The sequence below is a fragment of the Paractinoplanes globisporus DSM 43857 genome (assembly GCF_000379645.1).
Taxonomy (GTDB): Bacteria; Actinomycetota; Actinomycetes; order Mycobacteriales; family Micromonosporaceae; genus Actinoplanes; species Actinoplanes globisporus.
The window spans coordinates 74,282-101,236 of record NZ_KB903322.1; the positions used below are offsets into that span (position 1 = coordinate 74,282).

Consider the following 26,955-nt stretch of genomic DNA (forward strand, 5'->3'; position numbering starts at 1 on the left):
GATGGGGTCAACAACCTGGTACCTGAAGTTTGTCCTAACGGACAGGCGCATCGCCTTGCCTGGATGGATAGTCTCCGATGATCGCCCAAGGGTGGGCGGGGTCACCCTGCCCGCCCGCACTCGATACGGGAGTAGAACCGGAAACGAAGGGCATGGCATGAAACGACTCCTGGCGGCTACCGTCGCCACGACTGTCGGGCTGGTGATCGGCGGCGGCATGATCCCGTCGGCGGCGCAGGCCCACAGCGGTACCCCCAGCTACGAACCGCCCCCGATCTCGTGGGGCACCTGCACCAACGCAACACTGAACGCGCGCGGAGCCCAGTGCGGTTTCGTGATCGTCCCGCTGGACTACGCGCATCCGGGCGGCACCAAGATCAAGATCGCCGTCTCGCGGGTCCTGCACAAGTCCGCGGCCGCCGACTACCAGGGCGTCATGCTGGTCAACCCGGGTGGACCGGGCGGATCCGGCCTGATCTACTCGGTGCTGCAGCCGGCGATCCCGAACGGCGTCGGTCTCGACTACGACTGGATCGGGTTCGACCCGCGCGGCGTCGGTTCCAGCGTGCCGTCGCTGGCCTGTGACGGGAACGTCGCCGGCTACAACCGGCCGTACTACGTGCCGGTCACCAGGCAGCTGGAGAACACCTGGCTGGCGAGGTCCAAGGCGTACGCACAGGCGTGTGCCCGGGCCGGCGGCGCGCTGCTCAACCACCTGAAGACCACCGACAACGTGGCCGACATGGAGAGCATCCGCAAGGCGCTGGGCCAGAAGCAGATCAACTACTACGGCTTCTCGTACGGGACATATCTCGGCCAGGCGTACGCGACGTTGCACCCGAACCAGGTCCGCCGGATGGTCTTCGACGGTGTCGTCGACCCGCGCGGTGTCTGGTACGGCGACAACCTCGACCAGGACGTCCAGTTCGACAAGAACATCCAGACCTGGTTCACCTGGGTCGCCCGGTACGACGCGGTGTACCACCTGGGCACCACGGGCAAGGCCGTGAAGGCCAAGTACTACGCCACGCTGCAGAAACTCCGCAAGTCGCCGGCCGAAGGCAAGATCGGCCCGGACGAGTGGACCGACATCTTCCTCTCGGCCGCCTACTACGTGTACGGCTGGGAGGACGTGGCCACCGCGTTCTCGGCGTACGTCAACGAGGGCGACGCCTCCGGCCTGCTGGCGCTCTACCCGGAGCCCGGCCCCGGCGCGGACAACGGCTACGCCATCTACCTGGGCACCGAGTGCACGGACGTGCAGTGGCCGACCAACTGGAACAAGTGGGAGCGGGACAACTGGCGGCTCCACGCCCAGTATCCGTTCACGACCTGGGGCAACGCCTGGTTCAACGCGCCCTGCGTGTTCTGGAAGGGTGACGTCGGCAAGCCGGTGAACGTCAACGGCAGCAAGGTTCCGCCGATCCTGCTGATCAGCGAGACCAACGACGCCGCCACGCCGTACCCGGGCGCCATCGAGATCCGCAAGCGGTTCCCCCGCTCCGTTCTCATCGAGGGCGTCGGCGGCACCACGCACGCCGGCTCCCTGAGCGGCGTAGCCTGCACCGACGACACGATCGCCGCGTACCTGGACAACGGCGCCCTGCCGAACCGCGTACACGGCAACCGTTCCGACAAGCAGTGCGACCCGGTCCCGCAGCCGAACCCCACGGCCGCGGCGGCCAAGTCCCTGGCCACCACCGGCAGCGGCAGCATCAAGGCCATGCTGCGCAACGCGGCCCCCACCGTGCGGTAACGCACAAACGGCGCCAACCGGCCCGGGAGTCTCCACGGACTGCCGGGCCGTCCGCCGCCGCAGACTCTCAGAGATCAGCTCGATGAGTGGAGGGCAACCAATGGCGATCTCGGTGATGCTCATCGTGCCGGACGCCGACGCGGCGATCGCCTGGTACAAGGCGGCGCTGGGCGCGACGGAGTTGTGGGACCTGGGCGGTGTGGCCGGGCTCGAGATCGGCGGTGCGCCGTTCTTTCTGCACGAGGTGAACCCCGAGAATCCCGCCGAGGTCGATCCCCGCCGGGCGGGCGTCACGAGCGTGCGCGTCGAGATGTTCACCGACGACCCCGACGGCGTCATCGAGCGCGCGGTCGCCGCCGGTGCGACCGCCGGCGCGAGAATCGAGGATCATCGCACGCCGTGGGGCAATCATCGGCAGGGTGGCTTCACCGATCCCTTCGGCCACCGGTGGTCCGTCGGCGACCGGTCTCCACTTCGCCAGTTCCGGGGCTGACCAGGCCGGCCCGGAGCGGGCTCAGGACCGCGCGGTGGCACGGGCGCTTCATCCGTACGGAATGAATGCCGTTGCTCTCGTGACCTGATCGATGCCTCAGCGTCGCCATCCCTCTACTCAGCGCATCGACGATCCACCCGGAGGTGGCCGGTCATGCGCCGGCCGCCCGGAGGGAGGAATTGTGCGGACTCCTGGGCGTATGGCGATCGCTCTGCTGGCAGCCACCACGTTTGCCTCACTGACGGCGTGCTCGCCGCCCGAGAAGAAGACCGAATCGGGCGCCTCCGGTGCGGCCACCGCGACGAGCGCGGCCGATCTCGGCGGGATGGACGCGCTGGTCGCGGCGGCCAAGAAGGAAGGCCAGCTCAACGTCATCGCGCTGCCGCCGGACTGGGCGAACTACGGCGAGATCATCAAGGCGTTCGGCGACAAGTACGGGATCAAGGTCAACTCTGCGCAGCCGGACGGGTCCAGTCAGGACGAGATCAACGCCGCCGGTCAGCTCAAGGGACAGGGCGGCGCGCCGGACGTCTTCGACCTCGGTGGCGCGGTCGCCACGGCCAATACCGCGCTGTTCGCGCCGTACCAGGTCGCCACGTTCGGCGACATCCCGGCCAACCTCAAGGACGCCAAGGGGACCTGGGTCAACGACTACGGCGGCTACATGTCGATCGGCTACGACAGCGCCAAGGTGCCCGCGCCGACGTCGATCGCCGACCTGCTGAAGCCCGAGTACAAGGGCAAGGTCGCGCTCAACGGCGACCCGACCCAGGCCGGCGCGGCGTTCTCCGGCGTCGTCATGGCCTCGCTGGGCAGCGGCGGCTCCGCCGACGACATCGCGCCCGGCGTCGACTTCTTCGGCAAGCTGAAGAAGGCCGGCAACTTCCTGCCGGTCGACCCCACCTCGGCCACCGTCGAGTCGGGACAGACGCCCGTCGTCATCGACTGGGACTACCTGAACGTCGCCCAGGGCGCCAAGCTCAAGGGCAAGATGGACTGGAAGACGGTCGTCCCGGCCAACGCGGTGCTGGGCTCGTACTACGTGCAGGCCATCAACAAGGACGCGCCGCACCCGGCGGCCGCCCGGCTGTGGGAGGAATTCCTCTACTCCGACGACGGCCAGAACCTCTGGCTCAAGGGCAGCGCCCGGCCGGTCCGCGCCGACGCCATGCAGAAGGCCGGCACGATCGACGCGACCGCGTTCGCGGCCCTGCCCAAGGTCGAGGGCACACCGGTGTTCCTGACCGACGAGCAGACCACGAAGGCGAAGGACTACCTGGCCGCGAACTGGCAGAAGGCCATCGGCTGACCATGGCCGACGTCGTCGAGGCCCCGGTTCCCGTGGCGTCCGCGCCCAGGAACCGGGGCCTGGCCCATGCCCGCAGCCTGCTGGGTGTCGTCCCGTTCTTCGCGTACGTCGCGATCTTCCTGGTCGTGCCCACCCTGGTCGTCGTGATCGGCGCGTTCGCCGGCGACGGCGGCTTCACGATGTCCAACCTGACCGCGCTCGGCGACCGGTACATCCTGGAGGCGTTCGGCCGCAGCATCCTGCTGTCCGCGGTGACCGCGGCGATCGGCGCGGTCCTGGGAGCCCTGCTGGCGTACGCGCTGGTGACGGCGAAGCCCGGTGGGGTGCTGCGGCGGGTGGTCACGGCCGCGTCGGGCGTGCTCGCCCAGTTCGGCGGGGTCACCCTGGCGTTCGCCTTCCTCGCCACGATCGGCCTCTCCGGCTTCGTCACCATCTGGCTGCAGGAGCACCTGAGCATCAACATCTACGCCAACGGCGTCTGGCTGTTCGAGCTGCCGGGCCTGGCGCTCGTCTACACGTACTTCCAGATTCCGCTGATGGTGATCGTGTTCCTGCCCGCGCTCGACGGCATCCGCCCGCAGTGGCGCGAGGCGACCGAGAGCCTCGGCGGCTCCACGTGGCAGTACTGGACCCGGGTCGCGGGGCCGCTGCTCGCCCCGGCCTTCCTGGGCTCCACGCTCCTGCTGTTCGCCAATGCCTTCTCCGCGTACGCGACCGCCGCCGCCCTGATCAGCCAGGGCAACCCGATCATCCCGCTGCAGATCCGGACGGCGCTGACCAGCGAGGTCGTGCTCGGCCAGCAGAACCTCGGCAAGGCCATGGCGCTCGGCATGGTCGTGGTGGTCTCGGTCGTGATGACGCTGTACGCGCTCCTGCAACGGAGAACCGTGCGATGGCTGGGCTGACGGCGCGCCGGGCCCGCCGGCAACGCGCGTTCCGCTGGACGGTGCTGCTCGTCCTCGGCGTGTTCTTCCTGCTCCCCCTGGTCGCCATGCTCGAGTTCACGACGCGCGACGGCGGCGGTACGTGGCGGCTGCTGGTCGACTGGCCCCGGCTCAGCGCGACCTACCCCGACCTGTCCGCCGGCATCGTCGCCTCCCTCGGCCAGGCCGCCCTGACCGCGCTGCTGATGCTGGTGCTGCTGGTGCCCACCGCGATCTGGGTCCGGCTCCGGCTGCCCTGGCTGCGGCGGTTCGTCGAGTTCATCTGCCTGCTGCCGCTGACCATCCCGGCGATCGTGCTGGTGGTCGGGCTCGCCCCGGTGTACGCGTGGGTCACGTACTTCCTCGGCGGCTCGTCCCTGACCCTGACCTTCGCGTACACGATCCTGGTCCTGCCCTATGCCTATCGCGCGATCGACGCCGGGCTGTCCGCGATCGACGTGCGCACGCTCGCCGAGGCCGCCCGCAGCCTCGGCGCGGGGTGGGCGACGGTGATGTGGCGGGTCGTACTGCCCAACATCCGGTCCGCGGTGCTCTCCGCGGCGTTCCTGACCGTGGCGCTGGTGCTCGGCGAGTTCACCATCGCCTCGCTGCTCAACCGCACCAATGTGCAGGTGGCCATCAACTTCCTCGGCAAGAGCAGCGCCACGATGTCGGTGGCCGTCTCGCTGGCGGCCCTGTTCCTGGCGTTCGTCCTGCTCCTCCTGCTGTCCCTGATCGGCGGCGGACGCCGCGGCGGGTCCGAGGCGGCGCCCCTGTCCACCGCGAAGGAGTCCCCGTGAACGAGTCCGGTGTCGCCGTCCGCCTGAAGGAGCTGCACAAGGCCTTCGGCAGTCTGCATGCGCTCGACGGGCTCGACCTGGCGATCGAGCCGGGCGAGCTGGTCGCGCTGCTCGGGCCGTCCGGCTGCGGCAAGACCACCGCGCTGCGTGTGCTCGCCGGGCTCGAGGACGCCGACGCCGGACAGGTGCTGGTCGGCGGACGGGACGTCACCTCGCTGCCGGCCAACCGGCGCGACATGGGCATGGTGTTCCAGGCGTACAGCCTGTTCCCCCATCTCACCGCCCTCGACAACGTCGAGTTCGGACTCAAGCTGCGCGGCCGCCGCCGCATGCCCGGGCGGGCGGCCGAGATGCTGGAGCTGGTCGGGCTCGGGGCGTTCGCCGACCGCTATCCGCACCAGCTCTCCGGTGGACAGCAGCAACGGGTGGCGCTGGCCCGCGCTCTCGCCATCCGGCCGCAGGTGCTGCTGCTCGACGAGCCGCTGTCGGCCCTCGACGCCAAGGTTCGCGTGCAGCTGCGCGACGAGATCAAACGGATCCAGACCGAGGTCGGCACGACCACGCTGTTCGTCACGCACGACCAGGAGGAGGCGCTCGCCATGGCCGACCGGGTCGGCGTGATGCGCGCCGGCCGGCTCGAGCAACTGGCCTCGCCCGCGGACGTCTACCAGAAGCCGGCCACCGCGTTCGTGGCCGACTTCGTCGGTCTGAGCAACCGCCTGCCCGGACGCGTCGACGGCGACGGCGTCGTCGTCCTCGGCACCCGCCTGCCACTGGTGTCGCCGGCCGGCCGGGGTCCCGACGTGGCCGCGCTGGTGCGCCCGGAGTCCGTCGAGGTGCTGCCCGACGCCGACGGCCCGCACCGAGTGCTCACGGTGAGCTTCCTGGGCCCCACCAGCCGGGTCACCGTGTCGGTCGCCGACCGGCTGGTCGTGGCCCAGGTGGCCAGCGGACGCCTCGCCGAACTGGCCGCCGGCACCCCCGTCCGCATCGAGCTCCGTCCCGTACCCGTGGTCCTCGACACCGACTGACCAAAGCAGATCAAGGGCAGGCCCGCCGAAGCGCTGATCCCTCACTCCGCAGCCGCTCGCGCCGTGCCGCCCACGAACGACACGCACCCCGACCGATGGTGGTGAGCTTCCCCCGAGGGTGTGGACACCTTGAGACTGGGCGTTGATGTCCAGAGAGAGGGGTGTCCCGTTGGGGCGTCCACCGAGGTTCACTGCCGAGTTCAAGCGGGACGCGGTTGACCTTGTGCTTTCGTCCGGGCGGGCGGTCAATGAGGTTGCCCGGGAGCTCGGCGTGGGGAACGAGACCTTGCGTAATTGGGTGAACAAACGCCGCCAGGCACCGGAGGCGGACGAGCGGGTTCCGGCGTCGCCGGCGGACAAGGACACGGAGATCGCCCGGTTGCGGGCGCAGGTCGCCGAGTTGTAGCAGGAGAAACAGATCCTGCGTAAGGCGGCCGCGTATTTCGCGAAGGAGATGGATCGGTGACCGGCCGCTTCCGGTTCATCTCCGCCCCTCGAGCCGAGTACGGCACCAAGCGGTTGTGCCAGGTCCTGGCGGTGTCGGCCGCCGGTTTCTCCCGGTGGGTCAACGCCGAACCCGCCCGGCAGGCACGCGCGGCCGCGGACGACGTCGCGGCCGGGCAGATCCGGGCGGTTCATGAGCAGTCTCGCGGCGCCTACGGGTCACCACGGGCCACCGCCGAACTACGTGCGCAAAGGGGTGCTGGTCAACCGCAAGCGGGTCGAGCGGATGATGCGCCGGCGCGGGATCATCGGGGCGCATCAGCGCCGCACGGTGCACACCACGATCGGCGGCCCGGCCGCGGCGGGCGTGCCGGACCCCATCCGGCGCGACTGCACCGCCACCGGACCGGACCAACGCTGATGCGGGGACATCACCTACCTGCCGGTGGCCGGCGACTGGTTGCATCTGGCCACGGTCATCGACATCGCCTCCCGCCGGCTGACCGGCTGATCACCGACGCCCTCGAGGCCGCCGTCGCCGCCCGCAGCGGCCAGGTCCCCGGGGTGATCTTCCACTCCGACCGCGGCTCCCCGTACACCAGCAGCCAGTTCGCCCGAGCCCGCCAGCAGCACCGGATCCGCCGCTCGATGAGCCGGACCGCGACCAGCTACGACAATCCCCTGGCCGAGGCGTTCTTCACCACCCTCAAACGCGAACCGGACGTCAACCACCAGACCTGGGCCAGCGACGCTGACGCCCGCCGCGACGTGTTCCGCTGGATCGCGTACGACAACCACCGCCGCCGACACTCCGCCCTCAGCCACCACAGCCCCGCCGACCACGAACACCAACTCCAAACCACCACCGTGAACCAGCCGATCGCGGCACAACCCGCTGTCCACACCCCGGGTGGAAGCTCATGGCGCGCCCTTTGCTCTGCTTACCTATGCGCACGAAAAACGAACGCCGGCTCGTTTCCGGTGCGCATAGGTGAGCAGAGCAAAGGGGGGCGCGCAGCCCACCCTGCGCCGCGACCGTGATCCTCCACCCGGAGGAGCGGACACCTTGAAACTGGGCGTTGATGTCCAGAGGAACGGGTGTCCCCGTTGGGACGTCCATCGACGTTCACACCCGAGCTCAAGCGGGACGCGGCGGCCGGTCAACGACGTGAACAAACGCCGACGCCGGCCCGAGGCTGGGCAGATCCCGGCGACGCCGGCGGACAAGGACGCGGAGATGCGGCGCAGGTCGCCGGACTGCAGCTGGAGAAGCTGATCCTGCGTGAGGCAGCCGCCTGGATCGCCTTCTACAACTACCCTCACCCAGCCAATCGCGGCATAACCCGGTGTCCACGCCCCTGCGGGAAGCTCACGGGCGCTGGCTGTCGGGGGCGCTGAGTTTGGTGGTCACCCAGTCGTGGAAGGCTCCGATGTGGTGCTCGGACGGGACCAGGACGCCGCCGCGGGCGTACGCGCGGGAGCTCATCGACGGCTGGCAGCGCTCGCAGGCGTCGAAGTCCTGGAGGTTCACGCGGTGGAAAAGCTCGACCGAGCGGGAGACGTCGCGGCCGGACGCCACCACCTCGGCCGAGTAGAGCCAGTCGCATTCGACGACGGTGCGGTCGGCCGCCAGCGGGTACATCCGGTGGAAGATGATGTGGTCGGGCACCAGGTTGACGAAGACCTGCGGTCTGATGGTTATGGCGTAATACCGCCGGTCCTGCTCGTTGGTTATACCGGGCAGATTGGCGAAACCCTCGCCGCCGTCGACCGTGAAGCCCCTGATCTCGCTGCCGAACTCGGCGCCGTGCCCGACGTAGTACTGCGCCGCGTAGCCGTCGGCGAACTCGGGAAGTACCTCGGTCAGCTCGGGATGGATCGTCGCGCAGTGGTAGCACTCCATGAAATTCTCGACAATCAACTTCCAATTCGCCCGTACGTCGTAGGTGATGCGCTTGCCGACCGCGAGGTCGCCGATCTCGTACGCGTCGATCGCCGCCGCCGTGCCGAGGCGCTCGCTGACGGCGCCCAGCACGTCCTCCTCGAACGAGGGCGGCTCGTCGGCCAGGCACACCCAGGCATAACCCAGCCATTCCCGCAGGTGCAGGCCGACCAGCCCGTACTCGGTGCGGTCGAGGTCCGGCATCTTGGTGAGGTTGGGCGCGGCGACCAGCTTGCCGTCCAGCCCGTAGGTCCAGGCGTGGTACGCGCACTGGAAGGCCCGCTTGACCTCGCCGCTGTCCTCGGTGCAGAGCGTGGCCCCGCGGTGCCGGCAGATGTTCAGGAACGCCCGGAGCGCGCCGTCGCGGCCCCGGGCGACCAGGACGCTCTCCCGCCCGATCCGCACCGTGCGGAAGCTGCCGGGGTTGGGCAGGTCACTCGACCGCACCGCGCAGAACCACATGGTCTCGAAGATCCGCGACTGCTCGCGCGCGAAGATCTCGGGATCGGTGTAGTAGCGCCCGGGCAGGGTCGGAATCAGGCTCGGGGGCAGGCTGACTGCGGTCACGATGACACCTCGCGTTATCGGCGGATGCGTTCCATCTGGGGGTCGAACAGGGGCTCCGCCGCGACGGTCGCCGGCAGCCGCTCGCCGAAGTACTCGACGGCCACGGCGGTGCCGGGCACCGCCAGCTCGCCGTGAAGCCAGGCGTAGGCCACGGTCCGGCCGATCGTGTAGCCGTACGAGGCGCTGGTGACGTAGCCGACCGGGGATCCCGCGGCGAACACGGGCTCCTTGCCCATCACCACGGCGGCCGGGTCGTCGAGCGTGAGGCAGGTCAACCGGCGCCGGGCCGTCTCCTCCGAGCGTCCCTCGATCGCGGCCCGGCCGACGAAGTCCCCCTTGTCCATGCGGACCGCGAAGCCGAGACCGGCCTCGTACGGATCATGCTCGGTCGTCATGTCGATCCCCCAGGCCCGGTAGCCCTTCTCCAGCCGGAGACTGTTGAAGGCGCTGCGCCCGGCCGCGACCACGCCCAGCGACGTGCCCGCCTGCCAGAGCGTGTCCCAGAGCTTGAGCCCGAGGTCGGCCGAGGTGTAGAGCTCCCAGCCCAGCTCACCCACATAGGACAGCCGCAGCGCGGTGACCGGAACCTCGCCGAGGTAGGCGTGCGTCCCGCGGAAGTACTTCAGGGCGGCGTGCGAGAAGTCCGTGCGGGTCAGCGGCTGGACGAGGTCGCGGGCGAGCGGCCCCCAGAGGCCGACGCAGCACGTGCCGGCGGTGATGTCGCGAACCGAGACCCCGTCGGCGGGCAGGTGCTGCCGCATCCAGTCCTCGTCGAGCGGGCCGTTGGCGCCGACCTGGAAGACGTTCTCGCCGAGGCGGGCCACGGTCAGGTCGCTGCGCACACCGCCGTCGTGGCCGAGCATCAGCGTGTACGTGACCGACCCGATCGACTTGGCGAGGTTGTTGGTGGTCAGCCCCTGCAGGAAGGCGAGCGCCCCCGGACCGCTGACCTCGAGCCTCTTCAGCGGGGTCATGTCGTACATCGCCACGCGCTGCCGGGTCGCGGCGGCCTCGGCGGCGGCGATCGGCGACCAGTACCGCGCCGACCACTCATCGCGCGGCGGCACGGTGGCCGGCAGACCGGCGTTGGACTCGAACCAGTAGGGCCGTTCCCAGCCCGCCCCTTCCAGGAAGTACGCCCCGAGCTCCCGCTGCCGCGGATAGAACGGGCTGGTGCGCAGCGGGCGCGGGCGCTCCATCGGCTGCAGCGGGTGCACGATGTCGTACACCTCGATGAAGTTCTGTTTGCCGCGCTCCTCGATGAAGTCGGGGGCCAGCTGCACGTGCTCGAAGCGGTGCAGGTCGCACTCGTGCACGTCGGTCTCGGGACGGCCGTCCACCAGCCACTGGGCCATCGCGCGGGCGACGCCGGCCGAGTGCGTCACCCAGACGGCCTCGGCCACCCAGAAACCGGACAGCTCGCGGTGCTCCCCCATGATCGGGAAGCCGTCGGGGGTGAAGGAGAAGATGCCGTTGATGCCCTCCTCCACCTTGGTGCCGGACAGGCCGGGCAGCAGCGCGACGCTCTCCCGCCAGGCCGGCGCGAAGTCGTCCTCGGTGAACGGCAGGACGCTCGGCATCACGGGCGCCTCGGCCGGCGGCAGAACGTCGTCGACGTCGACCGGCATCGGCCGGTGCCCGTAGTAGCCGATGCCGAGGCGGTCGCCGTGCTCCCGGTAGTACAGGTCCTGGTCCTGGTGGCGCAGGATGGGCGAGCCCGCCTCCAGCACCGGGTCGTTCACGCCGGCCAGCGCGGCCACCTGCCCGGTGATGGCGTACTGGTGGGCCAGCGGCAGCAGCGGAACGGTGAGGCCGACCATGCGGCCGATCCGGGGTCCCCAGAACCCGGCCGCGCAGACGACGATGTCGGCCGCGAGGAAGCCGTGGTCGGTCTCGACGCCGGTGACCCGGCCGTCCTCCCGGCCGATGCCGACGACGGTGTGGCCGCCGAGGAAGCGGGCGCCGCGCCCGATGGCTCGCCGGGCCTGCGCCTCGACCGCGCGCACCGCCTTGGCCAGCCCGTCGGTCGGCACGTGCAGGCCGCCGCGGATCGCCGCGGGATCGAGCAGCGGATGCAGCGCGGCGCACTCCCCGGGGCCGAGCAGCGCGGCCTCGACCCCCCACGAGGTGGCCAGGCCGTGCTTGCGCTTGAGGTCGGTCCAGCGGGCCTCGGTGGTGGCGACCTCGAGGCCGCCGACCTGCCGGAAGCACCACCGGCCGTCGAGCGTGAGGCCGCTGAGCTTGCGGACCGTGTAGGCGGCGAACTCGGTCATGGTCTTCGACGGGTTGGTCTGGAACACCAGGCCCGGGGCGTGCGAGCTGGAACCGCCCGGTGCGAACAGCGGACCCTGGTCGACCACGGTCACGTCCGTCCATCCGCGCTCGGTCAGCTCGTCCGCGAGCGCGCTGCCGACCACGCCGGCGCCGATGACGACCACCCGAGGGGATCTGGTCATGAGTTGCACCGTACGATGCGCGTTGCGCTCAGCACAACACTTCGCGCCTAGCGGACGTGGCCCATCCGCTCGCTCACCTCGTCCGCCGCCTCGATCACCCGCTTCGCGATCCCGGGGAACGACTCGGTGGCCAGCCGGTAGGCCGGGCCGGAGACGCTGAGCGCCGCCACCACCGAGCCGTCGGCGCCACGGACCGGCGCGGCCACCGCGTTCAGGCCGATCTCGTACTCCTCCGCGGTGCAGGCCCAGCCCACCTCCCGGATCCGGTCCAGCTCGGCCGCCAGCGTCGCCACGTCGGTGACCGTCGCGGCGGTGAACCGCTCCAGCGGCTCGGCGAAGACGGATGCCAGGACGCTCGTCCGGCCGAAGGCGAGCAGGATCTTGCCGCTGGAGGTGGCGTGCAGCGGGGTCTGCTGACCGATCCAGTTGTGGCTGGCGACGGCGGCCGCGCCCCGGCTCTGACTGATGTTCACGGCCCGGTCGCCGTCGAGAATCGCCAGGTTGACGGTGTCGCCGAGGTCGGCGGCGAGCCGTTCGCAGGCATCCTGGCCCTGCCGGTTCAGGTCGAGCTGGGCGGTGATCGCGCCGGCCAGGCGGACGATGCCGAACCCGAGGCGGTAGCTGCCACGATCCTCCGTCTGCTCGACGAACCCGTGCGTCTCCAGGGCGGCGAGCAGGCGGAACGCGGTGGACTTGTGCACGCCGAGTTCCTTGCCGATCTCGGTGACGCCGGCGTCGCCCCGGCGGGCCAGGATCTCCAGGATGCTCAGCGCGCGGTCGACGGACTGCACGTTGCTCATGGCGCAACAATAATCCACCACCTGCCCTTGACGATCGGCCGACCAGCGGGCACGCTGTTGCGTATCTCAAGATCTGTTTCGTGTTACACAACGAAACAATGGGGGCGGTGACGTGCTCAGGATCGCGATCGTCGGCGCCGCAATCGCGGGCTTCAATGCCGCGCGCGCCCTGCGCCGGCAGTCCTTCACCGGCGAGATCGTCGCGATCGGGGCCGAGCGTCATCCGCCCTACGACCGTCCGCCGCTGTCCAAGGCCTTCCTGACCGGGGACTGCTCGGCGCCGGATCTCGCGCTGGCCGACCCCGACGAAGACCTGGACGTACGGTGGAAGCTCGGCACCCTGGCGGCCCGGCTCGACCCCGCCAACCGCCGCATCGTGCTCGACGACGGCGAGGAGATCCGGGCCGACGGCGTGATCGTGGCGACCGGGGCCCGGGCGCGGCGTCTGCCGGGTGCGGACGGGCTCGCGAACGTCCACACGCTCCGCACCCTCGACGACGCGATCGCCCTGCGCGCAGCCCTGCTGGGCGCCCGCCGGCTGGTGGTCATCGGGGCCGGCTTCATCGGCGCCGAGGTCGCCTCCAGCGCCCGTTCCCTCGGCCTGGAGGTCACGGTCGTCGAGACTCTCCCGACCCCGCTCGCCGGCCCCCTCGGCACCGAGATGGGCGCCTTGTGCGCACGCCTGCACGGCGACCACGGCGTACGGCTGCTCACCGGGGTCGCGGTCACCCGCCTGATCGGGGCGGCCCGGGCCGAGGCGGTCGAGCTCACCGACGGGACCCGCCTGCCGGCCGACGTCGTGCTGGTCGCGATCGGCGCCCGGCCCAATGTGGAGTGGCTGGCCGGCTCGGGGCTGGACATCTCCGGCGGCGTGGTCACCGACGAAGGGGGCGCGACCAATGTGCCGGCCGTGGTCGCCACCGGCGACTGCGCGATGTCCTTCAACCGGCACGCCGGCCGGGCCATCCGCGTCGAGCACTGGACCCACGCCTTCGAGCAGCCCGCGACGGCGGTGGCGACCCTGCTGGCCGGCTCCCGGCGCGCGCCGGACCGTCCGGACGTCCCCTATTTCTGGTCCGACCAGTACGGCGTGCGCCTTCAGTTCGCCGGGCATCGCGAGGAGGGTGACACCGTACGGATCGTCGAGGGCGACGCCGAGCAGCGCAGCTTCCTCGCCGTCTACGAGCGCCACGGGCGGCCGGTCGCCGTCCTCGGCATGAACCAGCCGAAGCTGTTCACCCGGTGGCGGCGCCAGTTGCGCGCACCGGGCCCGGTACCAACCGCCGCGCCCTGACCCGCACCGTCCCGCCAGCCATGGAGCCCCGATGTTGCGACCCGTTTGCCCGCTCGGCGCCATCCCGCGCGGCGAGGCGTACCGCTGGGCGATCGACCCCCCTGTGGCGATCTTCCACACGGACGACGGCGAGGTCTTCGCCGTCGACGACACCTGCACGCATCAGGACGCGTCCCTGGCCGACGGCTGGCTCGAGGGGTGCGAGATCGAATGCCCGCTGCACTCCTCGCGGTTCGATCTGCGGACGGGGCAGGTCGACGAGCCCCCGGCGAAGAGGCCGATCCGGACCCATCGGGTCGAGGTGATCGACGGCGTGGTCCATGTCGCGCTCTCCGACCTCGAGGCGGGTCGCGTATGACGTACGACTTCGTCGTCGTCGGCGGCGGCTCCGCGGGCTGCGCGCTGGCCAACCGGCTCTCGGCCGACCCCGCCAACCGGGTTCTCGTGCTGGAGGCGGGCCGCTCCGACTACCCGTGGGACGTCTACATCCACATGCCGGCCGCGCTGACCTTCCCCATCGGCAACAAGCTCTACGACTGGAAGTACGAGTCGGAGCCCGAGCCGCACATGAACGGGCGGCGGATCTACCACGCCCGGGGCAAGGTGCTGGGCGGTTCGAGCAGCATCAACGGCATGATCTTCCAGCGCGGCAACCCGCTGGACTACGAGCGCTGGGCCGCCGACCCCGGCATGGCGACCTGGGACTACGCCCACTGCCTGCCGTACTTCAAACGGATGGAGTCGTGCCTCGCCGCCGGCCCGGACGACGGGTTCCGCGGCCACGACGGCCCGCTCGTGCTCGAACGCGGCCCCGGCACCAACCCGATCTTCGGCGCGATGCTCGAGGCGACCCGGCAGGCCGGCTATCCCGCCACCGGCGACGTCAACGGCGAGCGGCAGGAGGGCTTCGGCCTGTTCGACCGCACGATCCGGCGCGGGCGGCGGCTGTCGGCGGCCCGGGCCTACCTGCACCCGGTGCTGAAGCGGCCCAACCTCACCGTGCGGACCCGGGCCTTCGTCACCCGGGTCCTCTTCGAGGGCACGCGAGCGGTGGGCGTCGAATACGAGCACGGCCGGGGCGCGCCGCGGCGGGCGTACGGCGGCGAAGTGATCCTTTGTGGTGGTGCGGTCAACACTCCCCAGCTCCTGCAGCTCTCGGGCGTCGGCAACGCCGGCGAGCTGACCGGGCTCGGCATCACCCCCGTGCACCATCTGCCCGGCGTGGGCGAGAACCTCCAGGACCACCTCGAGGTCTACATCCAGTACGCCTGTACGCAACCGGTGTCGGTGCAGCCCTATCTGAAATGGCGCCACCGGCCGTGGATCGGCGCGCGATGGCTGTTCCTGCGCAGCGGCCCGGGGGCGACCAACCACTTCGAGGCGGGCGGGTTCGTCCGGAGCAACGACACCGTCGGCTATCCCAACCTGATGTTCCACTTCCTGCCGATCGCGGTGCGCTACGACGGCTCCGCTCCCGCCGGCGGCCACGGTTACCAGGTGCACGTCGGCCCGATGTACTCCGACTCGCGCGGCTCCGTGAAGATCGTCAGCCGGGATCCACGGGTCCATCCCGCCCTGCGCTTCAACTACCTCTCGACCGAGCAGGACCGCCGCGAATGGGTCGAGGCCGTCCGGGTCTCCCGCGCCATCCTCAACCAGCCTGCCCTCGAGCCCTTCAACGGCGGCGAGCTCTCGCCGGGACCGGCGGTGCAGACCGACGAGGAGATCCTCGACTGGGTGGCGCGGGAGGGCGAGACGGCGCTGCATCCCTCCTGCACGGCCCGGATGGGCACCGGCGACATGGCCGTGGTCGACCCGCTGACCATGCGGGTGCACGGCCTGAGCGGACTGCGCGTGGTCGACGCCTCGGTCATGCCGTACGTCACCAACGGCAACATCTATGCGCCGGTGATGATGGTCGCCGAGAAGGCGGCCGACCTCATCCTCGAGAACACGCCGCCGGCGCCGGACCCGGTCGCGTTCTACCGTCACGCCCCGGAGGCCCAGCGGTGAAGGATCTCCTGATCGGCGGCGAGTGGCGCGAACCCGCGGCGGGCGGGCAGCGCGAGATCCGCTGCCCGGCGGACGGACGGCTCGTCGCCACCGTCGCCGAGGCCGGCCCCGCCGACACGCTGGCGGCCATCGCCGCCGCCCGGAAGGCCTTCGACGAAGGGCCCTGGCCGGGCACCCCGGCGACCGAGCGGGCCGCGCTGCTGTTCCGGGTGGCCGACCTGATCGCCCGCGACAAGGCGGAACTCGCCCGGGCGGAATCGCTCGACACCGGCAAGCGCCTGGTCGAGAGCGAGTACGACATGGACGACGTCGCCGCCTGCTTCCGCTACTACGCCGGGACCGCGGCGACCGACGCCGGACGGGTCATCGAGACGGGCCGAACGGACGCGATCAGCCGGATCGTGCACGAGCCGGTCGGCGTGTGCGGGCTCATCACCCCGTGGAACTATCCGCTGCTGCAGGCGTCGTGGAAGGTGGCTCCGGCGCTGGCCGCCGGCAACACGTTCGTCCTCAAGCCCAGCGAGCTGACCCCGTCCACGGCCGTCCACCTGATGCGCCTGCTCGACGAGGCGGGACTGCCGCCCGGCGTCGCCAACCTGGTCCTCGGCGCCGGGGCCGAGGCCGGCGCGCCCCTCGCCGTACACCCGGATGTGGATTTGATCTCTTTCACCGGTGGCGTGGCGACCGGCCGTGCCCTGATGGCCGCCGCCTCCGCCACCGTGAAGCGGGTGTGTCTGGAGCTCGGCGGCAAGAACCCGAACGTCGTGTTCGCCGACGCCGACTTCGCGACCGCGGTGGATTTCGCGCTCACCGCCGTCTTCCTGCACTCCGGGCAGGTCTGCTCGGCCGGCGCGCGGCTCGTCGTCGAGGAGTCCGTCCACGACGTGTTCGTCGAGGCGCTCGTCGCCCGTGCCGCCCGGATCCGGCTCGGCGGGCCGTTCGACGCCGGCGCGGAGACCGGGCCGCTGATCTCGGCGGCGCATCTGGCCAAGGTGGAGAGCTACGTCGCGGCCGGTGTGGCCGAGGGCGCGGTGCTGCTCTGCGGCGGCCGCCGGCCCGACGATCCGGCACTGGCCGACGGCTTCTACTACCCGCCGACGGTGCTCGACGGCTGCCGCACGGGCATGACCGTGGTCCGCGAGGAGTCGTTCGGCCCGGTGCTCACGGTCGAGACCTTCACCGGGGAGGACGAGGCGGTCCGGATCGCCAACGACACCCAGTACGGCCTGGCCGGCGCGGTCTGGACCCAGGACGCGGGCAAGGCACAGCGGGTCGCGGGGCGGCTGCGGCACGGCACCGTCTGGATCAACGACTACCACCCGTACGTGCCGCAGGCCGAATGGGGCGGTTTCAAGCAGTCCGGAATCGGCCGCGAGCTGGGCCCGACCGGTCTGGACGAGTATCGCGAGACGAAACACATCTGGCAGAACATCGACCCCCGGCCGCAGCACTGGTTCCGCGGCTAGCCCTTTTGGAGCGTTCCCATGACCCGGGTGATCTCGGTCCGCGATCTCTGGAAGGTGTTCGGGCCGAAGGCGGCGCAGGTCCCCGCCTCGACCGACCTCTGCGCGCTCTCCCGGCGGGAGCTGCTCGACCGGACCGGCTGCACGGCGGCGGTGCGCGACATCTCCTTCGACGTCGCGCCGGGCGAGGTCTTCGTGGTCATGGGCCTGTCCGGGTCGGGCAAGTCGACCCTGGTGCGCTGCCTCACCCGGCTGGTGGAGCCGACCGCGGGCGAGGTCGTCTTCGAGGGCGAGGACATCCTGAACGCGGACCGCAAGCGGCTGCGCGAGCTGCGCCGGCGGAAGTTCTCCATGGTCTTCCAGCATTTCGGGCTGCTGCCCTACCGCCGGGTCGTCGACAACGTCGCCTACGGGCTGGAGATCCGCGGTGCCGGGCGGGCCGAGCGGACCCGGCGCGCCATGGAGGTCATCGAACTGGTCGGCCTCGACGGGTACGAGAATTCGTACCCCGACCAGCTGTCCGGCGGCATGCAGCAGCGGGTCGGGCTGGCCCGGGCGCTGGCCGTCGACCCGGACGTGCTCTTCTTCGACGAGCCGTTCTCCGCCCTGGACCCGCTGATCCGCCGGGACATGCAGAACGAGGTCATCCGGCTGCACCACGAGGTCGGCAAGACGATGGTCTTCATCACCCACGACCTGTCCGAGGCGCTGAAGCTCGGCGACCGGATCCTCATCATGCGCGACGGCATGACGGTGCAGTGCGGCACCGGCGCCGATCTCGTCGGGGCGCCCGCCGACGACTACGTCCGCGACTTCGTCCGGGACGTCCCGCGGGCGCGGGTGCTCACGTTGCGCTGGGTCATGCGGCCGCCGCGGCCCGACGAGCCGCTCGACGGTCCGGAGCTCGGCCCGGACGTGGTCGTGGTCGACGCCGCGCGCCCGGTGCTCGACGCCGGGAAGCCGGTGAAGATCGTCGAGGACGGGCAGCTGCTCGGGGTCGTCACCGGCGACGAGATCTTCGCCGTGCTGGCCGGTGCCTGATGATCACTACCACGACCACCGCCGCGGCGCCCCGGGCCCGCCTCCGCCGGCAGCTGAGCAGGCCGGTGCAGGCGGGCGCGGTCCTGGTGGTCTGGGTGGCGCTGTGGCCGCTGGTCCGGGGGCGCGACACGCTCGCCCTCTCCCCCGCCGACCTGACCCCGCTGCATCGCTGGCTCAACGACCTCAACGACACCATCGGGGCCAACCGCAACAGCAACCCGATCTTCCTGTACGTCATCAACGAGATCCGGGCGGTCGTCGGCGCCTTCGCCACGTTCGTCCAGTCGCTGCTCTCCCAGCCGTCGTTCGGCCGCCCGGTGCCCGTCCTGGGCTGGCTCGGCGTCGTCGCCGTGGTCGCGTACGTCTCCTGGGTCTTCGCCAACTGGCGGGTCGCGCTGCTCGCCGCGGCCGGGTTCGTCTTCTTCGGCCTGCAGGGGCTCTGGCAGGAGAGCATGGACACCCTCGCGCTGACCCTGGCCGCGGTGGCGATCTCGCTGCTCCTCGGTATTCCGCTGGGCATCTGGGCCGGGCTCTCCGACCGGTTCAACCGGCTGGTCACCCCGGTCCTGGACTTCATGCAGACCATGCCCACCTTCGTCTACCTCGCCCCGCTGACCCTGCTGTTCCTGATCGGACCGGCCTCGGCGGTGATCGCGACGCTGATCTACGCCATGCCGCCGGCGATCCGCCTCACCGCCCACGGCATCCGGTCGGTGCCCCCGACGCCGATCGAGGCGACCGAGTCGCTCGGTGCGACCCGATGGCAGACGCTCACCGGGGTCCTGCTGCCGATGTCGAAGCGCACCATCGTCCTCGGCGTCAACCAGACGATCATGGCGGCGCTGTCGATGGTGACCATCGCGGCCCTCATCGACGCCCCCGGGCTCGGCAAGACGGTCGTCAAGGCGCTGCAGACGCTCGACGTCGGCACGGCGTTCAACGCCGGCCTGGCGATCGTGGTGATGGCCATCGTGCTGGACCGGGTCACCACGGCCGCCGGCGCCCGCGTCGACCAGGCCGGCCGGCCGAGCCGCTTCCGCCTGCCGCTCAAGGTCCTGCTCGGCGTCCTGGCCGTGGTGTGCTGCTACCTGTCCTACACGTACGTGTGGGCGGCCGAGTTCCCCGGCGAGGGCAGTGCCGGCAGCGCTCTCGCCCGGGGCGCCGACGCGGTCACCACCTGGGCCCAGGACGACCTGAGCACCGCGACCCAGGCCGTGAAGAACGCCGTCACGCTCCTGCTGGTCGATCCGCTTCAGGCCCTGCTCACCGAGTCGCCCTGGTGGCTGGTGGGTGCGGCGGCCATCGCGCTCGCGTCGCTGCTCGGCAGCATGCGCGCCGCGGCCACCACGACCGTCTGCATCGGACTGCTGGTCGGCACGGGACTGTGGCAGGACAGCATGACGACCCTCGCCATGACCATCGTCGCGACGCTGATGGTGATGGTGCTCGGCATCGTCTTCGGGGTCTGGATCGGGCGCAACCGGCACGTGGACCGGATCATCCGCCCGGTCCTCGACGCCGGCCAGACGATGCCGCCCTTCGTCTACCTGGTGCCGTTCCTGGCGCTCTTCTCGGCCACCAGGTTCACCGCGATCGTCGCGGCCGTCGTCTTCGCGGCGCCGGTCGCCATCAAGATCATTGCAGACGGCGTACGGGGAGTCTCCCCCACCACGGTCGAGGCCGCGACGGCCGCCGGGTCGAACACCTGGCAGATGATCACGAAGGTCCAGTTGCCGATGGCGCGGCAGTCGCTGACGCTCGCCGCGAACCAGGGCCTGATCTACGTGCTCTCCATGGTCGTGGTCGGCGGCCTCGTCGGGGCCGGCGCGCTCGGTTACGACGTCGTCGCCGGCTTCTCGCAGGGCGAGCTGTACGGCAAGGGGCTCGCCGCCGGCGTGGCCATCGTGCTGCTCGGCATCATGCTCGACCGCATCGCCCGCGCGGCCGCCCAGCGCTCGGCCGCCAAGACCCGCCCCCGTTGACCCCTCACAAAGGATGCGAATCATGACTGTTCATTTCAGCCGGCTGGCCGGCGCCACCATCGCCACGACCCTCACCGTCGCGCTCACCGCCTGCGGCGGCGCGAAGGTCGGTGACTCCACGACCACCGGCGGCGGCGCCTCCGCGCAGGCGGCCAACTGCGGAACCTTCAACCTCGCCGTCAACCCCTGGGTCGGGTACGAGGCCGACGCCGCCGTCGTCGCGTACGTGGCGGAGAAGAACCTCGGCTGCAAGGTGACCAAGAAGGATCTCAAGGAGGAGGTCTCCTGGCAGGGCTTCGGCACCGGCGAGGTGGACGCGATCCTGGAGAACTGGGGCCACGACGACCTGAAGAAGAAGTACATCGACGAGCAGAAGACCGCGGTCGAGGCCGGGCAGACCGGCAACGAGGGCGTCATCGGCTGGTACGTCCCGCCGTGGATGGCCACGAAGTACTCCGACATCACCGACTGGAACAACCTCAACAAGTACGCGGCGATGTTCAAGACCTCGGAGTCCGGCGGCAAGGGCCAGCTGCTCGACGGCGACCCGTCCTACGTGACCAACGACGAGGCGCTGGTCAAGAACCTCAAGCTCGACTTCAAGGTGGTCTACGCCGGCAGCGAGACCGCGCTGATCCAGGCGTTCCGGCAGGCCGAGGCGAAGAAGACCCCGCTGCTCGGCTACTTCTACGAGCCGCAGTGGTTCCTCTCCGAGGTCAAGCTGGTCAAGGTCAACCTGCCCCCGTACACCGCGGGCTGCGACGCGGACGCCGCGAAGGTCGCCTGCGACTACCCGAAGTACGACCTCGACAAGATCGTCAGCAAGAAGTTCGCCGACGCCAACGGACCGGCCTACCAGCTCGTCAAGGCGTTCAGCTGGACCAACGACGACCAGAACACCGTCTCCAAGTACATCTCCGAGGACAAGATGTCGCCGGAGGACGCCGCCAAGAAGTGGGTCGACGCCAACCCGGACAAGGTCAAGGCATGGCTGCCGGCGAAATGACCGGGCGGCTCTGGCGCAACCCCGAGCCCCGGAGCCGCTATGACGTGGTGATCGTGGGCGGCGGCGGGCACGGGCTCGCCACCGCCTACTACCTCGCGAAGAACCACGGGATCACCGACGTGGCGGTGCTGGAGCGCGGCTGGCTGGCCGGCGGCAACATGGCCCGCAACACGACGATCATCCGCTCGAACTACCTGTGGGACGAGAGCGCGGGCATCTACGAGCACGCGCTCAAGCTGTGGGAGGGCCTGGAGGAGGAGCTCGACTACCCGATCCTGTTCAGCCAGCGGGGCGTGCTCAACCTCGCGCACAGCCCGCAGGACGTGCGCGACAGCGTGCGCCGGGTGCACGCCAACCGGCTCAACGGGGTCGACGCCGAGTGGCTCGGCCCCGAGCAGGTCAAGGAGGTCTGCCCGATCGTCAACATCTCGCCCGACGTGCGGTACCCGGTGCTCGGCGCCACGTACCAGCCGCGGGCGGGCATCGCCAAGCACGACTACGTCGCCTGGGGGTTCGCGCGCGCCGCGGACGCCCTGGGCGTCGACCTCATCCAGAACTGCGAGGTCACCGGCCTTTCCATGGCCGGCGGGCGGGTGACGGGGGTGCACACGACGCGGGGGACCATCGGGGCCGGCCGGGTCGCGCTCAGCGCGGCCGGCCACACCTCGGTGGTGGCCGCCATGGCCGGCATCCCCCTGCCCCTGCAGAGCCACCCGCTGCAGGCGCTCGTCTCCGAGCTGCTCGAACCGGTGCACCCGACCGTGGTCATGTCCAACGCCGTGCACGTCTACGTCAGCCAGGCCCACAAGGGCGAGCTCGTGATGGGCGCCGGCATCGACAGCTACAACGGGTACGGGCAGCGCGGCGCGTTCCACATCATCGAGCGGCAGATGTCGGCGGCGCTCGAACTCTTCCCGGTCTTCGCCCGTGCCCACCTCCTGCGCACGTGGGGCGGCATCGTGGACGTCACGCCCGACGCCTCCCCGATCGTCGGCCCGACCCCGGTCGACGGGTTGTACCTCAACTGCGGGTGGGGCACCGGCGGCTTCAAGGCCACGCCCGGCGTCGGCTGGTGCTACGCGCACACCGTCGCGCACGGTTCGCCCCACCCGCTGAACGCGCCGTTCGGCCTGGACCGCTTCACCACCGGCGCGCTCGTCGACGAACACGGCGCCGCCGCCGTCGCACACTGAGGAATCGCCACGATGATGCTCATCCCCTGTCCCTGGTGCGGTCCCCGCAACGAGTCCGAGTTCCACTACGGCGGAGCGGCCGGGGTGGCGTACCCCGCCGACCCCGGTGCGCTCTCCGACGAGGAATGGGCGCGGTACCTGTTCTTCCGCGACAACCCGAAGGGCCCGTTCGAGGAGCGCTGGAGCCACAGCGCCGGCTGCCGCCGCTGGTTCACCCTGGTCCGCGACACCGTCACCAACGAGATCGTGGCCTCATGACCGGCCAGGAATTCCGGACCGACCGGGGCGGGCTCGTCGATCGGAGCCGGCCGTTGCGCTTCCGCTTCGACGGGCGGGACTACACGGGGTACGAGGGCGACACGCTCGCCTCGGCGCTGCTGGCCAACGGCGTGCACCGGACGGGAGCAAGCATCCGGCTCGGACGGCCGCGGGGCATCTTCTCGGCCGGCGTGGAGGAGCCCAACGCGCTGGTACAGATCGAGGAGCCGTTCCCGGAGCCGATGCTGCCGGCGACGACCGTCGAGCTGTACGACGGGCTCGTCGCGCGTGGCCTGGGAGGCCGGGGCCGCCTGGCCGATCGGCCCGACCCGGCCCGCTACGACGCGATCCACGCGCACTGCGACGTCCTCGTCGTCGGCGCGGGGCCGGCCGGGCTCGCCGCCGCCTCCGCCGCCGCATCGGCCGGGGGCCGCGTCATCGTCATCGACGACCAGCCGCGGCCGGGCGGGAGCCTCCTGGGCGCCGGCTCGCCCGTCCCGGAGCTGCCGCCCAACCCGGAGCTGCGCCTGCTGACCCGCACGACCGCCTTCGGCTACTACGACGACAACTACGTCGTCGCGGTCGAGCGGCGCACCAACCACCTCGGCGCGAACGCCCCCGCGCACCTGTCCCGGGAGCGGATCTGGCGCATCCGGGCGCGGGAGGTCGTGCTCGCCACCGGCGCCCACGAGCGCTCGCTGGCGTTCGCCGACAACGACCGTCCCGGCGTCATGCTGGCCGGGGCCGCCCGCACCTACGTCAACCGGTACGGGGTCCGGCCCGGCCGGCGCGCGGTGGTGATGACCACCAACGACAGTGCCTACGCCGCCGCACTGGACCTGCACGCCGCGGGAGTCGAGATCGCGGCGGTCGCCGACCTGCGGCCCGGGGGCAGCCCGGCGTGGGCGCAACGCTGCGCCGAGCGCGGGATCGACGTTCTCGACGGCCACGCCGTCGCCCGCGTGATCGGGGAGGACCGGGTCTCCGCCGTGACTCTGCGCCGCAAGGACGGCGGGCCGGCCCGCGACCTGGACGCGGATCTGCTACTCGTCTCGGGCGGGTGGAACCCGGTAGCAGCGCTGTACAGCCAGGCCGGCGGCCGCCTCACCTACGACGAGGAGCTGGGCGCCTTCCGCCCGGACGGGAGCTGCCGTCAGGCCGTAACGGTCGTCGGCACGCATACGCCGGGCATCGCCGTCTGGACCTTGCCGGGCGGAGACCCCGCCACCGCCTTTGTGGACCTGCAGCGCGACGTGACCGTGGCCGACCTCGAGCGGGCCACCGGCACCGGCATGCGCTCGGTCGAGCACGTCAAGCGGTACACCACCGCGGGAACCGCGCACGACCAGGGCAAGACCTCCGGCACGCTGACCAGTGGCGTGGTCGCCGGGCTGATCGGCGCCGAGATCGGGGAGCTGGGCACGACGACGTTCCGCCCGCCGTACGCGCCGGTCAGCTTCGCCGCCCTCGCCGGCCGCGACCGGGGCCTGCGCTACGACCCGGTACGGGTGACGGCCCTGCACGCGTGGCACGAGGCGCACGGGGCGCCGTTCGAGAACGTCGGCCAGTGGAAGCGGCCGTGGTACTACCCGGGCGACGGCGAGGACATGGTCACCGCGGTGCTACGCGAATGCCGGGCCGCCCGCGAGGGCGTGGCCATGATGGACGCCTCCACCCTCGGCAAGATCGAGGTAGGCGGCCCGGACGCGGCCGTGCTGCTCGACCGCCTGTACACGAACATGATGAGCACGCTCAAGGTCGGGGCCGTCCGGTACGGCGTGATGTGCCGGCCGGACGGGATGGTGCTCGACGACGGGACGGTCAGCCGGCTCGCCGAGGACCGCTTCCTGGTGACCACGACGACCGGCAACGCCGCCGCGGTGCTCGACTGGATGGAGGAGTGGCTGCAGACCGAGTGGCCCGAGCTGCGCGTGCACTGCACCTCGGTGACCGAGCAGTGGGCCACGGTCGCGGTGGTCGGGCCGCGATCCCGGGAGGTGGTCGCCGCCCTCTCCCCCGGCCTCGACGTCAGCCGGGAGGGCTTCGGGTTCATGACGTGGCGGGACGCGGTCCTCGCCGGCATCCCGGGTCGCGTCTTCCGGATCAGCTTTTCCGGCGAGCTGGCGTACGAGCTCAACGTGAGCTGGTGGGACGCCGCGGCGCTGTGGGACGCGGTGCTGGCCGCCGGAGCCGCGCACGGCATCACTCCGTACGGCACGGAGACGATGCATGTGCTCCGGGCCGAGAAGGGCTACCCGATCATCGGCCAGGACACGGACGGCACGGTCACCCCGTACGACCTCGGATTGGGTTGGGCCGTCTCGAAGAAGAAGCCCGATTTCGTCGGCAAGCGCTCCTTCAGCCGCGCGGACACCAGCCGCGCCGACCGCAAGCAGCTGGTCGGCCTGCTCCCCGACGACGGCCGGACCCTGCTGCCGGAGGGCGCCCACCTGGTGGAGACGCCGGCGCTGCCCGAACCCCCGGTGCCGACCCTGGGACACGTCACGTCCGCCTACCACAGCGCGGCGCTGGGCCGGACGTTCGCGCTCGCCCTGGTCCGGGGCGGCCGGGACCGGATCGGCGAGCGGGTCTTCGCGCCGCTCGGGGACGACCTGGTGCCGGTGACGATCACCAGCTCCGTTCTCTACGACCCGGAAGGGGCACGGCGCGATGGCTGAGCCGACCACCCGGCACTCCCCCCTGGCCGGCGCCGCGGACCGCCTGGCCCGGGTCACCGACGCGGCCGGCGGCGCGATCGCGATGGCCGAGGTTCCGTTCCTCACCCAGCTCGATCTGCGGCTGGACCCGAAAGGGCCGGCCGCGGCGGCGCTCGGCGTCACGCTGCCGACCCACGCATGCACCAGTGCGCGATCCGGCGACGTCGACGTCCTCTGGCTCGGCCCGGACGAATGGCTGGTCGTCGGGCCGCCCGGCGCGGCGGAGCGGCTGGCCGGGCAGCTGCGGCCGGCCGCCGGTTCCGAGCACGTGTCGGTCGTCGACGTCTCCGCCCAGCGCACCACCCTGCTGCTCAGCGGTCCCCGGGTCCGCGACCTGCTGGCCCTCGGGTGCGCGATCGACCTGCATCCGCGCTCGTTCGGGCCCGGCGACTGCGTGCAGACCGAGCTGGCGCACGCGCCGGTCGTGCTGTTCCGGCGCGACCCGGGTTTCCTGATATTCGTCCGGGCGTCCTTCGCGGCTCACCTGGCCGACTGGCTCGTCGACGCGAGCGTCGAGTACACCGGGATTCCGACCTAGTCCTCCGCCACCCGAATGATCGTCTTGCCGGGCGCGCGGTGGTGGCGGGCGAGCGCTGCGGCGGCCTCGGCGAGCGGCCGCACCGCGCTGACGATCGGCTTGAGCCGTCCGGCCCGGACCCGTTCGGCGAGGTCGGCCAGCCGGACCCGATCGGGCTCGACGATGAAGAAGAGGGCTCGCCCGTCCTTGGGCTGAACCGGCGGCGGCATGGCGATCGAGACGAGCGTGCCGCCCGGGCGTACCAGTTCCGCCGATTGTTCGAGGGTCTTACCGCCGACGACGTCGAGGACCACGTCCACCTCGCCCGCCGTCCCGAGGTCGTCGGCGTCGAGATCGAGGAAGGTCTGCGCGCCGAGCCCGAGCACGGTGTCGCGGTCGCCGGCGCGGCCGGTGCCGATCACGAAGGCGCCCACCTCCCGCGCGAGCTGGACGGCGAGCGAGCCGACACCGCCCGCGGCACCGTGGACAAGAACGGTCTGCCCGGTCGTGAGGCGGGCGTGGTCGAACAGACCCTGCCAGGCGGTCAGCCCCGAGATGGGCAGCGCGGCGGCCACGGTGTGGTCGATGTCGGCCGCGAGCGGGGCCAGGTTGCGCGCCTCGACGGCGACGAACTCGGCCAGCGAACCGTTGCGGGCCCAGTCGGCGAGTCCGAACACCCGCTGCCCCACGGTCAGGCCGGTGGTTCCGGTCGGGACCTCGGCCACGACTCCGGACAGCTCGTGCCCGGGGATGCTGGGAGTCCGGTCGCGACCGGCACGATCGGTCCACGTCGCCGGCCAGGCGAGCTCGCCGGGCGTGAATCCCGCGGCGTGCACCCGGACGATGACGTCGTTCTCCGCGGCGTGGGGGTACGGCATCTCGGTCAGGGTGAGACCGCCGACACCCGCGTCACGGTCCTGCACGGTGATCGCGCGCATGTTCACAATCCT

The 26,955-nt window shown here is 71.1% G+C and carries 24 protein-coding genes; 20 read left to right on the forward strand and 4 right to left on the reverse strand.

The window, feature by feature from the left end:
- Nucleotides 1–157: 157 nt before the first annotated feature.
- The 9 genes from A3CQ_RS0134815 to A3CQ_RS63225 all read left to right on the forward strand — a co-directional run bounded on the left by A3CQ_RS0134815 (nucleotide 158) and on the right by A3CQ_RS63225 (nucleotide 7,797).
- On the forward strand, nucleotides 158–1,756 hold the full coding sequence (locus tag A3CQ_RS0134815; RefSeq protein ID WP_020515577.1) for an alpha/beta hydrolase: 1,599 nt from the start codon (nucleotides 158–160) through the stop codon (nucleotides 1,754–1,756).
- A gap of 100 nt (nucleotides 1,757–1,856) precedes the next feature.
- A complete protein-coding gene (locus A3CQ_RS0134820) occupies nucleotides 1,857–2,249 on the forward strand; it encodes a VOC family protein (RefSeq protein WP_020515578.1) in 393 nt (130 codons plus the stop codon).
- Between the two features lie 199 nt (nucleotides 2,250–2,448).
- Nucleotides 2,449–3,558 carry an ABC transporter substrate-binding protein gene (locus A3CQ_RS0134825; RefSeq protein WP_020515579.1) on the forward strand — a complete coding sequence of 370 codons (1,110 nt, stop codon included), beginning with the start codon at nucleotides 2,449–2,451 and terminating at the stop codon, nucleotides 3,556–3,558.
- 2 nt (nucleotides 3,559–3,560) lie between these two features.
- A complete protein-coding gene (locus tag A3CQ_RS0134830) occupies nucleotides 3,561–4,463 on the forward strand; it encodes an ABC transporter permease (protein ID WP_020515580.1) in 903 nt (300 codons plus the stop codon).
- Nucleotides 4,451–5,281 (forward strand): ABC transporter permease, encoded by an 831-nt coding sequence (locus A3CQ_RS0134835; protein WP_020515581.1) that lies wholly within the window; start codon nucleotides 4,451–4,453, stop codon nucleotides 5,279–5,281. The genes A3CQ_RS0134830 and A3CQ_RS0134835 overlap by 13 nt, the downstream gene beginning before the upstream one ends.
- Nucleotides 5,278–6,312, forward strand: coding sequence for an ABC transporter ATP-binding protein (locus tag A3CQ_RS0134840; protein WP_020515582.1), 1,035 nt, complete (start codon nucleotides 5,278–5,280; stop codon nucleotides 6,310–6,312). The genes A3CQ_RS0134835 and A3CQ_RS0134840 overlap by 4 nt, the downstream gene beginning before the upstream one ends.
- 145 nt (nucleotides 6,313–6,457) lie before the next feature.
- Entirely contained in the window at nucleotides 6,458–6,718 is a 261-nt protein-coding gene (locus A3CQ_RS55145; protein ID WP_020515583.1) for a transposase, read from the forward strand.
- A gap of 231 nt (nucleotides 6,719–6,949) precedes the next feature.
- Nucleotides 6,950–7,177, forward strand: a complete 228-nt coding sequence (locus A3CQ_RS63220; protein ID WP_245577469.1) for a hypothetical protein — start codon at nucleotides 6,950–6,952, stop codon at nucleotides 7,175–7,177.
- Complete coding sequence (locus tag A3CQ_RS63225; RefSeq protein ID WP_084699357.1) at nucleotides 7,177–7,797, forward strand: integrase core domain-containing protein; 621 nt, start codon at nucleotides 7,177–7,179, stop codon at nucleotides 7,795–7,797. Before A3CQ_RS63220 ends, A3CQ_RS63225 begins: the two co-directional genes overlap by 1 nt.
- A 328-nt stretch (nucleotides 7,798–8,125) precedes the next feature.
- On the opposite strand, the gene A3CQ_RS0134860 is transcribed toward A3CQ_RS63225, so the two are convergent.
- Genes A3CQ_RS0134860 through A3CQ_RS0134870 form a run of 3 tightly spaced genes read right to left on the reverse strand, consistent with a single transcriptional unit; the run spans nucleotide 8,126 to nucleotide 12,521 of the window.
- The gene (locus tag A3CQ_RS0134860) at nucleotides 8,126–9,265 is read right to left on the reverse strand and encodes an aromatic ring-hydroxylating oxygenase subunit alpha (RefSeq protein ID WP_020515586.1); all 1,140 of its coding nucleotides are present in this window, start codon (nucleotides 9,263–9,265) and stop codon (nucleotides 8,126–8,128) included.
- 14 nt (nucleotides 9,266–9,279) lie between these two features.
- Nucleotides 9,280–11,721 (reverse strand): GcvT family protein, encoded by a 2,442-nt coding sequence (locus A3CQ_RS0134865; RefSeq protein WP_026206544.1) that lies wholly within the window; start codon nucleotides 11,719–11,721, stop codon nucleotides 9,280–9,282.
- 47 nt (nucleotides 11,722–11,768) lie between these two features.
- Entirely contained in the window at nucleotides 11,769–12,521 is a 753-nt protein-coding gene (locus A3CQ_RS0134870; protein WP_020515588.1) for an IclR family transcriptional regulator, read from the reverse strand.
- 112 nt (nucleotides 12,522–12,633) lie between these two features.
- Here A3CQ_RS0134870 and A3CQ_RS0134875 point away from each other — a divergent pair, with 112 nt between their 5' ends.
- The 11 genes from A3CQ_RS0134875 to A3CQ_RS0134925 are packed head-to-tail and all read left to right on the forward strand — an operon-like array spanning nucleotide 12,634 to nucleotide 26,026.
- A complete protein-coding gene (locus A3CQ_RS0134875; RefSeq protein WP_020515589.1) occupies nucleotides 12,634–13,815 on the forward strand; it encodes an NAD(P)/FAD-dependent oxidoreductase in 1,182 nt (393 codons plus the stop codon).
- Nucleotides 13,816–13,846: 31 nt separating this feature from the next.
- The gene (locus A3CQ_RS0134880; protein ID WP_020515590.1) at nucleotides 13,847–14,173 is read left to right on the forward strand and encodes a bifunctional 3-phenylpropionate/cinnamic acid dioxygenase ferredoxin subunit; all 327 of its coding nucleotides are present in this window, start codon (nucleotides 13,847–13,849) and stop codon (nucleotides 14,171–14,173) included.
- A complete protein-coding gene (betA, locus tag A3CQ_RS0134885; protein WP_020515591.1) occupies nucleotides 14,170–15,828 on the forward strand; it encodes a choline dehydrogenase in 1,659 nt (552 codons plus the stop codon). Before A3CQ_RS0134880 ends, betA begins: the two co-directional genes overlap by 4 nt.
- Nucleotides 15,825–17,294: an aldehyde dehydrogenase family protein gene (locus tag A3CQ_RS0134890; protein ID WP_020515592.1), complete on the forward strand. Its 1,470-nt coding sequence runs from the start codon at nucleotides 15,825–15,827 to the stop codon at nucleotides 17,292–17,294. The genes betA and A3CQ_RS0134890 overlap by 4 nt, the downstream gene beginning before the upstream one ends.
- Nucleotides 17,295–17,312: 18 nt before the next feature.
- Complete coding sequence (locus tag A3CQ_RS0134895) at nucleotides 17,313–18,332, forward strand: quaternary amine ABC transporter ATP-binding protein (RefSeq protein ID WP_040433563.1); 1,020 nt, start codon at nucleotides 17,313–17,315, stop codon at nucleotides 18,330–18,332.
- Complete coding sequence (locus A3CQ_RS0134900) at nucleotides 18,332–20,314, forward strand: ABC transporter permease (protein ID WP_020515594.1); 1,983 nt, start codon at nucleotides 18,332–18,334, stop codon at nucleotides 20,312–20,314. Before A3CQ_RS0134895 ends, A3CQ_RS0134900 begins: the two co-directional genes overlap by 1 nt.
- A 22-nt stretch (nucleotides 20,315–20,336) precedes the next feature.
- The gene (locus tag A3CQ_RS0134905) at nucleotides 20,337–21,320 is read left to right on the forward strand and encodes an ABC transporter substrate-binding protein (protein WP_084699358.1); all 984 of its coding nucleotides are present in this window, start codon (nucleotides 20,337–20,339) and stop codon (nucleotides 21,318–21,320) included.
- Nucleotides 21,302–22,513 carry a sarcosine oxidase subunit beta family protein gene (locus A3CQ_RS0134910; protein ID WP_026206545.1) on the forward strand — a complete coding sequence of 404 codons (1,212 nt, stop codon included), beginning with the start codon at nucleotides 21,302–21,304 and terminating at the stop codon, nucleotides 22,511–22,513. Before A3CQ_RS0134905 ends, A3CQ_RS0134910 begins: the two co-directional genes overlap by 19 nt.
- A gap of 12 nt (nucleotides 22,514–22,525) precedes the next feature.
- Nucleotides 22,526–22,771 carry a sarcosine oxidase subunit delta gene (locus A3CQ_RS60275; RefSeq protein WP_020515597.1) on the forward strand — a complete coding sequence of 82 codons (246 nt, stop codon included), beginning with the start codon at nucleotides 22,526–22,528 and terminating at the stop codon, nucleotides 22,769–22,771.
- Nucleotides 22,768–25,449 carry a 2Fe-2S iron-sulfur cluster-binding protein gene (locus tag A3CQ_RS0134920; protein ID WP_020515598.1) on the forward strand — a complete coding sequence of 894 codons (2,682 nt, stop codon included), beginning with the start codon at nucleotides 22,768–22,770 and terminating at the stop codon, nucleotides 25,447–25,449. Before A3CQ_RS60275 ends, A3CQ_RS0134920 begins: the two co-directional genes overlap by 4 nt.
- A complete protein-coding gene (locus A3CQ_RS0134925; RefSeq protein WP_020515599.1) occupies nucleotides 25,442–26,026 on the forward strand; it encodes a sarcosine oxidase subunit gamma in 585 nt (194 codons plus the stop codon). Before A3CQ_RS0134920 ends, A3CQ_RS0134925 begins: the two co-directional genes overlap by 8 nt.
- Here the strand turns inward: A3CQ_RS0134925 and A3CQ_RS0134930 are convergent.
- Nucleotides 26,023–26,943 carry an NADP-dependent oxidoreductase gene (locus A3CQ_RS0134930; protein WP_020515600.1) on the reverse strand — a complete coding sequence of 307 codons (921 nt, stop codon included), beginning with the start codon at nucleotides 26,941–26,943 and terminating at the stop codon, nucleotides 26,023–26,025. The two genes, A3CQ_RS0134925 and A3CQ_RS0134930, sit on opposite strands and share 4 nt — an antisense overlap.
- Between the last annotated feature and the right edge of the window lie 12 nt (nucleotides 26,944–26,955).